General features: G+C 68.3%; 9 protein-coding genes. 6 read left to right on the top strand and 3 right to left on the bottom strand.

What is annotated here, in order from left to right; all coding sequences use genetic code 11:
* Positions 1 to 182: 182 nt before the first annotated feature.
* Positions 183 to 1,523 carry an exodeoxyribonuclease VII large subunit gene (xseA, locus tag AC3WTC_RS17080; protein ID WP_492712046.1) on the bottom strand — a complete coding sequence of 447 codons (1,341 nt, stop codon included), beginning with the start codon at positions 1,521 to 1,523 and terminating at the stop codon, positions 183 to 185.
* A gap of 45 nt (positions 1,524 to 1,568) precedes the next feature.
* Entirely contained in the window at positions 1,569 to 2,639 is a 1,071-nt protein-coding gene (gene queG / locus AC3WTC_RS17075; protein WP_059064679.1) for a tRNA epoxyqueuosine(34) reductase QueG, read from the bottom strand.
* 23 nt (positions 2,640 to 2,662) lie between these two features.
* Here queG and AC3WTC_RS17070 point away from each other — a divergent pair, with 23 nt between their 5' ends.
* From AC3WTC_RS17070 to AC3WTC_RS17045, 6 genes are all read left to right on the top strand, one after another.
* Positions 2,663 to 4,147 carry an NAD(P)H-hydrate dehydratase gene (locus tag AC3WTC_RS17070; protein WP_492712045.1) on the top strand — a complete coding sequence of 495 codons (1,485 nt, stop codon included), beginning with the start codon at positions 2,663 to 2,665 and terminating at the stop codon, positions 4,145 to 4,147.
* Entirely contained in the window at positions 4,144 to 4,626 is a 483-nt protein-coding gene (gene tsaE / locus AC3WTC_RS17065; protein WP_025876369.1) for a tRNA (adenosine(37)-N6)-threonylcarbamoyltransferase complex ATPase subunit type 1 TsaE, read from the top strand. Before AC3WTC_RS17070 ends, tsaE begins: the two co-directional genes overlap by 4 nt.
* 82 nt (positions 4,627 to 4,708) lie before the next feature.
* On the top strand, positions 4,709 to 6,280 hold the full coding sequence (locus AC3WTC_RS17060) for an N-acetylmuramoyl-L-alanine amidase (protein ID WP_154880867.1): 1,572 nt from the start codon (positions 4,709 to 4,711) through the stop codon (positions 6,278 to 6,280).
* A gap of 130 nt (positions 6,281 to 6,410) precedes the next feature.
* On the top strand, positions 6,411 to 8,315 hold the full coding sequence (mutL, locus tag AC3WTC_RS17055; protein WP_117310876.1) for a DNA mismatch repair endonuclease MutL: 1,905 nt from the start codon (positions 6,411 to 6,413) through the stop codon (positions 8,313 to 8,315).
* Positions 8,316 to 8,326: 11 nt separating this feature from the next.
* Positions 8,327 to 9,256 carry a DUF1684 domain-containing protein gene (locus AC3WTC_RS17050; RefSeq protein WP_080148394.1) on the top strand — a complete coding sequence of 310 codons (930 nt, stop codon included), beginning with the start codon at positions 8,327 to 8,329 and terminating at the stop codon, positions 9,254 to 9,256.
* A 2-nt stretch (positions 9,257 to 9,258) separates the two neighbouring features.
* Positions 9,259 to 10,197 carry a TraB/GumN family protein gene (locus tag AC3WTC_RS17045; RefSeq protein WP_492712042.1) on the top strand — a complete coding sequence of 313 codons (939 nt, stop codon included), beginning with the start codon at positions 9,259 to 9,261 and terminating at the stop codon, positions 10,195 to 10,197.
* An 83-nt stretch (positions 10,198 to 10,280) separates the two neighbouring features.
* Here AC3WTC_RS17045 and phaR read toward each other — a convergent pair whose 3' ends face one another.
* Positions 10,281 to 10,826, bottom strand: a complete 546-nt coding sequence (gene phaR / locus AC3WTC_RS17040) for a polyhydroxyalkanoate synthesis repressor PhaR (protein ID WP_025876379.1) — start codon at positions 10,824 to 10,826, stop codon at positions 10,281 to 10,283.
* Positions 10,827 to 10,986: the final 160 nt, after the last annotated feature.

Here is a 10,986-nt window from a genome sequence, read left to right as displayed (position 1 = left end):
GGTGGGTCCGGTTGCGGGGGCGTGAGCGCCATGGATGGCGCGACCGAGCTTACATGGACGTACTTGCAGCGTCCCCCGCAACCGGGCCCACCCCGCCATCCCTCAGGAAACCCGCTTCTGCCGTTGCTTCGGCTGTTGCCGTTGCTTCTGCGGGTGCAGGGCGCAGCCCTGCCGAACACCCCTTACTTGACCGCAGTCACCTGTACGTCGATCACGCCGTCGCCGACCCGGGCCTGCAGTGCGTCACCCGGTTGCACCTGCTCGATCCGGCGCACCAACGCGCCATCCTCTGCACGGGTCACGATGCTGTAGCCACGCGCGACGGTCGCCAGCGGACTGACCGCTTCCAGCGAACGTGCAAGGCCACGCAGGCGCAGCGCATCACGCTGCAGCAGGCGCTGCAGCGCCGCTTGTGGGCGCCCGCCCAACGCGGCAAGGCGACGTCGCAGCGCCTCCATCTGCCGCTGCGGATGATGGCCCCGCAACACTGCGGCAGCGTGGCGCAAACGGGCCGCGCGACGCTCCTGCTGCTGGTTGTGCGCCGCATGCAAGCGACGTCCGAGGTCCAGCTGACGACGGCGCAGCAGATCCAGTCGTGCCTGCGGACTCTGTGCGTTCAAGCGCAGCAGGGCGCGATCAGCGCGCTGCATGGCCTGCTGCATGGCGTGGCGTTGCAGCTGCACCATGCGAGCCGCGTTGCGGCGCAGGCGCAGGGCCAGGTCGCGCTGATCGGGTACCAGCAGTTCCGCGGCCACCGATGGCGTAGGCGCGCGCAGGTCAGCAGCGAAATCGCTGAGACTGAAGTCGGTTTCGTGACCCACCGCCGAGACCACCGGCGTGCTGCTGGCGGCGATTGCGCGGGCCAGCGCTTCATCGTTGAAGGCCCACAGGTCTTCCAGCGAGCCACCACCACGGGTCAGCAGGATCACGTCGTAGCGGCCGCTGGCATCGGCGGCCTGCAGCAGGCGGGTGATCTGCGCGGCAGCGGTTGCGCCCTGCACCAGGGTCGGCAGCAGATCCACTTCCAGCAACGGGAAGCGGCGGCCGAGCACGCTCAGCACATCGCGCACGGCGGCACCGGTGGGCGAGGTGATCACCGCCAGGCGCTGCATGTGGGCCGGCATCTGCCGCTTGCGGGCCGGGTCGAACAGTCCCTCGGCCTCCAGCCGCGCCTTCAGTTCCTCGAACGCGCGACGCAGTGCGCCTTCGCCGGCTTCCTCCATGTGGTCCAGCACCATCTGGTACTCGCCACGGGCGTCGTACAGGGTCACCTTGCCGCGCACCAGCACGCGCATGCCCTCGCGCGGAACGAACTTCAGGTACTGCGCCTTCATCCTGAACATCGCAGCGCGCAACTGTGCACGCGCGTCCTTCAGGGTGAAATACAGATGGCCGGACGCCGGCCGCGCCACGCTGCCCAGTTCGGCTTCCACCCAGATCGCCGGGAAGCTGCCTTCCAGCAGGTCGCGCGCCAGGGTGTTGAGCTGGCTGGGGGTGAAGACGTCGTTGTTGCGTGGCTGCATGGTGACGGCGTGGGGCAGATGGAGCAGGGGGCTCAGGATCGCACGTCAGCGCTGGCCGTGCTGGGCCAGTGCCCATTGCACGTGTTCGCGGACTACGGGTGAAGCAGCCTCGGCGCGCGTCTGCAGCGCCGACAGCGTCTCCGCCGTGGTTGGCGCATTGCCCAGTGCCACGGCGATGTTGCGCAGCCAGCGCTCATGGCCACTGCGGCGGATCGGGCTGCCTTCGGTACGGCGCAGGAATTCAGCTTCGTCCCAGGCGAACAACTGGTCCAGGCGTGCGGTGTCCAGGTTGTTGCGGGCGCGGAAGTCAGCTTCGTCGGTGCGCTTGGCGAACTTGTTCCAGGGGCAGACCAGCTGGCAGTCGTCGCAGCCATAGATGCGGTTGCCGATCAGCGGTCGCATCTCCACTGGAATCGCACCGTCATGCTCGATGGTCAGGTAGGAGATGCAGCGGCGCGCATCCAGCCGCTGCGGGGCGGTGATGGCCTGGGTCGGGCAGACGTCGATGCAGCGCGTACAGGTGCCGCAGTGCGCGCTGGCCGGCGTGTCGATCGGCAGCGGCAGGTCGATGTAGATCTCGCCGATGAAGAACCACGAGCCGCCGTGGCGGTCGATCAGGCAGGTGTGCTTGCCGATCCAGCCCAGCCCCGCGTTGCGTGCCAGCGCGCGTTCCAGCACTGGCGCCGAATCGACGAAGACGCGGTAGCCCAGCGGCGCCACTTCATCGTTGATCTGCGTGGCCAGCTTCTGCAGGCGGTTGCGCATCAGCTTGTGGTAATCGCGGCCGAGCGCGTAGCGGGCGACGTAGGCGCGCCCCGGATCGGCCAGGGTCGCCCACGCTTCGGTGTCGTCCCTGTGGCTGTAGTCCATGCCCACCGAGATCACCCGCACGGTGCCGGGAAGCAGCTCTGCCGGGCGCGCGCGCAGGGTGCCGTGGCGTGCCATCCAGTCCATCGTGCCGTACAGGCCCTGGCCCAGCCAGTCGGCCAGGTGCGCCTCGTCCTCGCCCAGTTCGATGCCGGCGATACCGCAGCGCTGGAAGCCATGCGCGCGCGCCAGATCGCGGATGCGCTGTACGGCCAGGGCCGGATCGAGGGGGGCAGGGACGGGGGACATGTGCACCAGTATAAAATCCCCGCATGGCCAACCTCGCCGATCTGTTCGATTCCCGTGCCGCACGCATACTCGATGCCCAGGCCTCCGCGCTGGCGGGCGATGGTGGCTGGGGCCTGATGGCCCAGGCGGGCCAGGCGGCCTGGCAGAGCCTGCTGCAGCACTGGCCGCAGGCGCGGCGGATCGGCGTGGTGGTTGGCAGCGGCAACAATGGCGGCGATGGCTATGTGCTGGCCTGTCATGCGCTGGAGGCCGGGCGGCAGGTGCAGCTGATCGCGCTGCCGGGCAGCCCACCTTCCACGGCGTTGGCGCAGCGCGCCGCAGCGGATTTCAGGTCCGCCGGCGGCACTGTCACTGATTTCAACGGCGAACTGGCCCAGGCCGATCTATGGGTCGATGCCCTGTTCGGCCTTGGCTTCTCCCGGGCACCAGAGGGCGCGGCACTGGCCTTGATCGAGGCGCTGAACGCGCAGCAGGCGCCGGTGTTGGCGTTGGACGTACCAAGCGGTGTCAACGCCGACCATGGCTGCGTGCCGGGCGCAGCCGTACGCGCGGCCCTGACAGTGCAGTTCATCGTCGCCCACCGCGGCCTGTACACCGGCGATGCACTGGAATACACCGGGCGCAGGCACCTGGCACCACTGGCGCTGGCCGATGCGGCCTGGCAGGGTGTCGTCGCTGCTGCAGAGTGCTGGACGCAGTCGCGCCTGCCGGATCTGCTGCCGCCGCGCCGTGCCAACAGCCACAAGGGTGAATCCGGCCACGTGCTGTGCGTGGGCGGCAACCATGGCAGCGGCGGTGCCATCGCGATGGCCGCCGAAGCTGCGCTGCGTGCTGGCGCGGGCCTGCTGAGCATCGGCACCCGCCGCGACCATGTCGGCCCGCTGCTGGCGAGGTTGCCTGAAGCGATGGCGCACGCGCTGGAAGATGGCTCAGCGCTGCCGGCGTTGCTGGCAAAAGCCAGGGTGGTGGCGATCGGCCCGGGCCTGGGCCAGGACGAATGGGCGCGCGCGCTGTATGCGCGTGTGCTGCAGTCAGGCCTGCCGCTGGTGATCGACGCCGATGCGTTGAACCTGCTGGCGCAGGATGCACATGCGCTGCCCGATGCGATCCTGACCCCGCACCCCGGCGAAGCCGCGCGCCTGCTGGAAACCACCACGGCGGCAGTCCAGGCCGATCGCTATGCCAGCGCGCAGGCGCTGGCCGAGCGCTATCACGCAGTGGTGGTGCTGAAGGGGGCAGGCAGCATCGTCGCCGCGCCCGGCCATGCACCGCGACTGATTGCGGCCGGCAACCCGGGAATGGCGGTGGGTGGCATGGGCGACCTGTTGACCGGCATCATCGCCAGCCTGCGCGCGCAGGGCCTGCCTGCGTTCGATGCGGCGGCAGGCGGTGCGCTGCTGCATGCCCTGGCCGGCGATGTCGCCGCCGCCGACGGTGCCCGCGGCCTGCTTCCCACTGATCTGCTGGCGCCCCTGCGGCGGCTGGCCAACCCGGAATGTTCCCGATGACCGAATTCTTCCTTGCCGACAGCAACGCCACCGAACTGCTGGGGCAATGGCTGGCAGCTACCCGTCCGCCGCAGGCGCTGGTCGAGTTGCGCGGCGATCTTGGCGCCGGCAAATCGACCACGGCGCGCGCGCTGTTGCGGGCGCTGGGCGTGCAGGGGGCGATCCGCAGCCCCACCTATACCCTGGTCGAGCGCTATCCGTTGTCCAGTGGCGGCGAGGCCTGGCACATGGACCTGTATCGCATCGGCCAGGCCGGCGAGCTGGATTTCCTCGGGCTGGACGAGGGCAGTGCCGTGCTGTGGCTGGTCGAATGGCCAGAGCGCGGTGCCGGTGCGCTGCCGCCAACCGATCTGGTGGTCGCACTGGAGATTGAAGGTCAGGGGCGTCGCGTGCGTCTCACTGGCATCAGCGACACGGGACGTGAATGGCTGCAGCGGCTTCCCGAAGGTGGCGACTTGCAGGCCCTTTCTGTCGGCTGACGAGAACAAACACCGGCAGGTTACGGATTATTAAGGAAAAAGGTGTTGCATTCCGTTCAGTGCGGTGATTGAATCCTGAGTCATGCGCCCGGGGAATCGACTCATTGCCATCTGTGCCGCCGTCGGACTTGGTCTGGCGAGCGTCAGTGCGTGGGCCGGTGAGGTCCGCCAGGTGCTGCTCAATACCGGTGCGACCGGAACCCGCGCGGAAATCGCGCTGGTCGGCAGTGGTGGCTACAAGACCCTGTCGCTGGCCGGTCCGAACCGGCTGGTGGTCGATTTCCCTGATTCCAGCGCGGTGCGCAACCTGAAGATGCCGTCGCCGCAGGGCGTGGTGACTGCGGTGCGCACCGGGCAGCCGGTGCCGGGCACTTTCCGCGTCGTATTCGACCTGGCCGAGACGGTCGCCCCCTTCCGCCCGCAGATGCAGCGCGAAGGCAATGAATCCAAGCTGGTGATCGAGTGGCCCGGCGATGGCCCGGCCGTGGCCGCCAGTCGCCCCGCGCCGACGCCTGCGCAGCCGCCAGCGGCAGCTTCGGTGAGTCCGGCTCCGGTCCCGGGCCCGACCCCGGCACAAACCGCACAGTCCCGTGGTGATGCCGCGCGAGCCACTGCGCTGTTGACCGCGCAGGTCCAGCAGCAGGCCAGTGCCAGCGCAGCGGCACCCGCCGCGCCGACGCCGGCGCCGAGCACCACCCCGGTGCAGATGGCGGCAGCAGGTACCACCGCCAGCAGCACCCCGACGTCGTCGCCGGCAGCCATCCTGGCTGGTCAGGCCACCACTGCAGTTGTGGCCACCCAGCCGAAGCCGGTGCCGACACCTGTTGCGCCGACCGAGTCGCCGCGTCCGACCATGCCCAGCGATGCCTCGCGCATCCGCATGCAGCCGGGCATGCGTCACTTGGTGGTGGCGATCGATCCGGGCCATGGCGGCCAGGATCCGGGCGCCATCGGCCCGACCGGCAAGCGCGAGAAGGATGTCACCCTGGCGGTGGCGCGTGAACTGGCTCGCCAGGTCAACGCTACGCCTGGCCTGAAAGCCTTCCTCACCCGCGACAGCGATGTGTTCATCCCGCTGCCGATGCGTGCGCAGAAGGCGCGTGCGAACAAGGCCGACATCTTCATTTCGATCCATGCCGACGCCGCCGAAAACCGCTCGGCCACCGGTTCGTCGGTGTATGTGCTGTCGACCAAGGGCGCGTCTTCGCAGCGTGCACGCTGGCTGGCGGACAAGGAAAACGCCGCCGATCTGGTCGGTGGCGTGCGCCTGCAGCAGACCGAAGGCACGCTGGCCAACGTCCTGCTGGACCTGGCCCAGAGCGGTTACATGAAATCCTCCGAGGACGCAGCCGGGCACGTGCTGGGCGGCCTGAAGCGTATCGGCAACAACCACAAGCCGAACATCGAGCGCGCCAACTTCGCCGTGCTGCGCACTTCGGACATGCCGGCGATGCTGGTGGAAACCGCGTTCATCTCCAACCCGGATGAAGAGCGCCGCCTGATCGACCCGGCCTACCAGCGCAAGGTCGCCGGTGCGGTGCTGGATGGCGTGCACACCTTCTTCAGCCGCCAACCGCCGCCGGGCACGTTGTACGCCGCGCGCGCGCAGGCCGAGATCGACGCTGCAAGCACCGTGGCCGGCGGCAGCAAGTAACCCGCTGGAGATCGCCCGCGTCCGCTGGAGCCAGGCCACGCCTGGCTGGCGCCGCGTACGCTGCATCTCGACTCTACTTGGCGCCGCTCCGCTATCATCGTGGCATGACGTCTGCCTGCCTTGCCTGCCCATGAACGCGCCCGATCCGCGTCCGATCCGGCCGCTGCCGGAAATCCTGATCAACCAGATTGCCGCCGGTGAAGTGGTCGAACGACCCGCATCGGTGGTCAAGGAACTGGTAGAGAACGCGATCGATGCCGGCGCCAGCCGCGTCGATATCGAGCTGGAAGAAGGCGGTGTGCGCCTGATCCGTATCCGCGACAACGGCAGCGGCATTGCCGCAGAACAGTTGCCGCTGGCGGTTTCGCGGCACGCCACCAGCAAGATCGCCAACCTGGATGAGCTGGAAGCGGTGGCCACGCTGGGTTTCCGTGGCGAAGCGCTGCCGTCGATCGCCTCGGTCAGTCGTTTCACCCTGGCCTCGCGCCGTGCCCATGATGAGCACGGTTCGGCACTGCAGATCGAAGGCGGCAAGATCGGCGAGGTGACCCCGCGCGCGCATGCGCCCGGCACCACGGTGGAAGTGCGCGAGCTGTTCTACAACGTGCCGGCGCGGCGCAAGTTCCTGCGCGCCGAGCGCACCGAACTGGGGCATATCGAAGAGTGGCTGCGTTCGTTGGCGCTGGCCCGTCCCGATGTCGAGCTGCGCGTCTCGCACAACGGCAAGGCCTCGCGTCGCTACAAGCCGGGCGACTTGTATTCGGACGTGCGCCTGGCCGAGACCCTGGGCGAGGACTTCGCCAACCAGGCCGTGCGCGTGGACCACAGCAGTGCCGGCCTGCGCCTGCATGGCTGGATCGCGCAGCCGCATTATTCGCGCGCCAGCACCGATCAGCAGTACCTGTACGTCAACGGCCGTTCGGTACGTGACCGCAGTGTCGCCCATGCAGTGAAGATGGCCTACGGCGACGTGCTGTATCACGGCCGCCAGCCAGCGTATGTGCTGTTCCTGGAGCTGGACCCGACGCGCGTTGATGTGAACGTGCATCCGGCCAAGCATGAGGTGCGCTTCCGCGATTCGCGGCTGGTGCATGACTTCGTCTACCGCACCCTGAAGGATGCACTGGCCGACACCCGTGCTGGCATGACCGCGCAGGAGATCGGTGCCGGCGCGGCGCATCCGGCCGAAGGCGACCCTGCGGCGGCGATGCCGGGCGCGACGGCGTCCAGCTTCGGCTACGTACGCGGCCCGGCGCCCGGTGCCGGGCAGGGCGGCGGTGGTGGTGGCTTCTCTGGCTGGCGCCCGCAGCAGCCGCTGGGCCTGCAGGTGGCCGACGCACCCGCCGCCTATGCTGCGTTGTATGCGTCGCCAGCGGGTGCCGAGCGCGGTGCGGCACTGCCGCCGATGCCGATGGAGAACGGATTGCCGGTCACCAGTGCCGACGCCGGCGTACCTCCGCTGGGTTACGCCGTTGCCCAGCTGCATGGCATCTACATCCTGGCCGAGAACGCCGAAGGCCTGATCGTGGTCGACATGCATGCGGCGCACGAACGCATCGGCTACGAGCGGTTGAAGAATGCGCACGATGGCATCGGCCTGCAGTCGCAGCCGTTGCTGGTGCCGATCACCCTGGCGGTGGGCGAGCGCGAGGCCGATACCGCCGAGGCGGAGGCCGATACGCTGGCTGCGCTCGGGTTCGAGATCACCCGTGCCGGACCGGGCGCGCTGCACGTGCGCAGCATCCCGGCGCTGCTGGCCCATGCCGAACCCGAAGGCCTGCTGCGCGATGTGCTGACCGACCTGCGCGAGCACGGCCAGAGCCGTCGCATCGCCACTGCGCGCGATGAGCTGCTGTCGACCATGGCCTGCCATGGCGCGGTGCGTGCGAACCGGCGCCTGACCGTGCCGGAAATGAACGCGCTGCTGCGCGACATGGAAATCACCGAGCGGTCCGGCCAGTGCAACCACGGCCGACCGACCTGGGCCCGTTTTTCGCTGGCGGAGATCGACCGCTGGTTCCTGCGCGGACGTTGAGGGGAGCACCGATGCGATTTTGCCGAATGGGCAGCCTGCTGGCGGCCCTGTTGTTGGTGGCCTGCAGCCCGGCACCCACGCCGGCACCGGCTGCCGTTGAGGATCCGGCCTTCGCCGCACAGCAACAGCAATGGCGGGTGCTGCGCTACCAGGACCTGACCCGGCCCGATGGCTGGACCGCGCTGGTCGGCCTGCACTGGTTGCAGAACCGATCGCACTTCGTCGGCAGCGGCGACACCAGCGGCATCCGCCTGGCGGTGGGGCCGGCCAAGCTGGGCCTGCTGCGCCGTGACGGCGACCAGTGGTGGTTCACGCCGGAGTCCGGCACGGATGTCACCCTTGATGGACAGCCCGTGCGCGGGCGTGTGCGCATGGATACCGACAAGGATCCGCAGCCGACCCTGCTGGCCTTCGATGGTGGCAAGGGCCAGCTCAGCCTGATCCGTCGCGGCCCGCGCGATGCACTGCGGGTCAAGCATGCCGATGCACCGGCGCGCCGCGATTTCGCCGGCCTGCAGTATTGGCCCGGTGGCCCGCAATGGCAGGTGCAGGCGCGCTTCATCGCGCATCCGCCAGGCAAGACCCTGCCGATCGTGGACATCACCGGCCTGACCACCGAGATGCCCAACGCCGGTGCCGTGGAATTCGATCGCGACGGTCGCAGCTGGCGGCTGGAAGCGATCGGCGAACCGGGGCAGCCGCTGTTCCTGATCTTTGCCGACCGTACCAGTGGCCACGGCAGCTACCCTGCCGGCCGCTATCTGGATACCGATGCGCCCACGGCCGACGGCCACGTGACGATCGACTTCAACCACGCCCACAACCCACCGTGCGCGTTCACCGCCTATGCGACCTGTCCGTTGGCACCGCCGGAAAACCGCCTGGACCTGCGCGTGGAAGCGGGTGAGAAGACGTATCACCTGCCTGAAGGAGAGGGTTGAACATGTTGATGAAACTGTTGCTGCGCAGTGCCGTTTTTCTCGTTGCCTGCGCCGTCGGTCCGTTGGCCGTCGCGCGCGATGCGCCGGCCGAAGCCACGGCCGGCAAGCCGCCGGTGCCGCTGCTGTGGAAGGTCACCGGGCAGGGAGACGCACGCCTGTACCTGCTGGGTTCCTTCCATCTGTTGAAGCCGCAGGACTATCCACTGTCGACCGAGGTCGAGCAGGCATTCGAAGCCTCGCAGCGTGTGCTGTTCGAAGTGACCCCTGAGGAACTGCAGTCGCCGCAGATGGCCAGCCAGATGGTGCAGGTGGCTACCCGCAAGGACGGCAGCGAACTCAAGCGTGACCTGGATGCGCCGACCTGGCAGAAGCTGCAGGCCTATGCGACGCAGAACAAATTGCCATTGGCGCAGTTGCAGGGCATGAAAGCGTGGTTCGTCGGCCTGACCATCACCGTCGGGCAGATGCAGAAACTGGGCCTGGACCCCGAGCTGGGGCTGGACCGGCACTTCATGCAGCGGGCGCAGAAGGCCGGCAAGAAGACCGCAGGCCTGGAAGACATGTCCAGCCAGATCAACCTGCTTGATGGCATGAGCGTGCAGGAGCAGCGGCAGATGCTGTCCGAGGCGCTGGACGAAGCGGGCAAGGGTGATGCCCAGGCGCAGATGCTGCATGAGGCCTGGCGCCGCGGCGACGATCGCCTGCTGTGGAGCCGGATGGGCGTGGAGATGCGCCAGAAGTATCCGCAGCTGTACCAGCGCATCAATACCGACCGCAACGATGCGTGGGTGCCCAAGCTGCTGCCGTACCTGCAGGCCGGGCAGGGCGGCACGCTGGTGGTGGTGGGCGGCCTGCACCTGCTGGGCAACGACGGCGTGGTCGAGAAGCTGCGGGCGAAGGGGTACAAGGTCGAGCGGGTCTGCAAGGGCTGCAGGAAGTAGAACCACGCCCCGCGTAGAGGCGTTCAAAACAGAACGGCGCGCCCATGGCGCGCCGTTTTCGTATCCGCCGGGGCGGGGGGGGCTCAGCGGCGGGTCTTGCCGCCGGTGCCGGTGCCGCCGGTCGGATCGTTCGGCTTGCCGGCCGTACCGGCGCCGGTGCCCGTTCCGGTGCCACCCGGACGCGGGCCACCGAAACCGCTGCCCATGTTGCGCTGGAATTCCTGCCACAACTCCAGGTTGCGCTCGGTCAGCTGGTTCATCATCGCCCACGGCGTCTGCCCCAGCAGGTTGCCCATCTGCTGGCGGAACTGCTGCTGCTGGTCGAGGAAGACCTGCATGCTGCGCTCCAGGTAGTTGCCCATGAAGCCCTGCAGGGAATCGCCGTAGAAGCGGATCAGCTGGCTCAGCAGCTGGGTGGAGAGCATCGGTTCACCGTCCTGCTCCTGGTCGGCGATGATCTGCAGCAGGACCGATCGGGTCAGGTCGTCGCCGCTCTTGGCGTCGCGGACTTCGAAGTCTTCGCCGTCGAGGATCAGCTGGCGCACGTCCTCGATGGTGATGTAGCTGGAGATCTCGGTGTCGTACAGACGGCGGTTCGGATACTTCTTGATGATGCGGGTCGCAGCCATGAAGCGGTACTCGTCACAGTAGACGCGCAGCATGGCGCAGTGCAGCAGCGGTTGCAACCGCCCCAGCCCCCGCCAGGCTTGGCTTTCCGTCGCCGGAATGTTGCGCAGCAAGGCTTTGCGTGCTGCGCAGCATGACCAACGGCAGGGTGCAGCACGGGCT

The organism is Stenotrophomonas sp. FW305-C-20-S1 (assembly GCF_058783335.1).
Note: the sequence above shows the minus strand (reverse complement) of the source record. Positions and strands in the feature narration are given on the sequence as shown.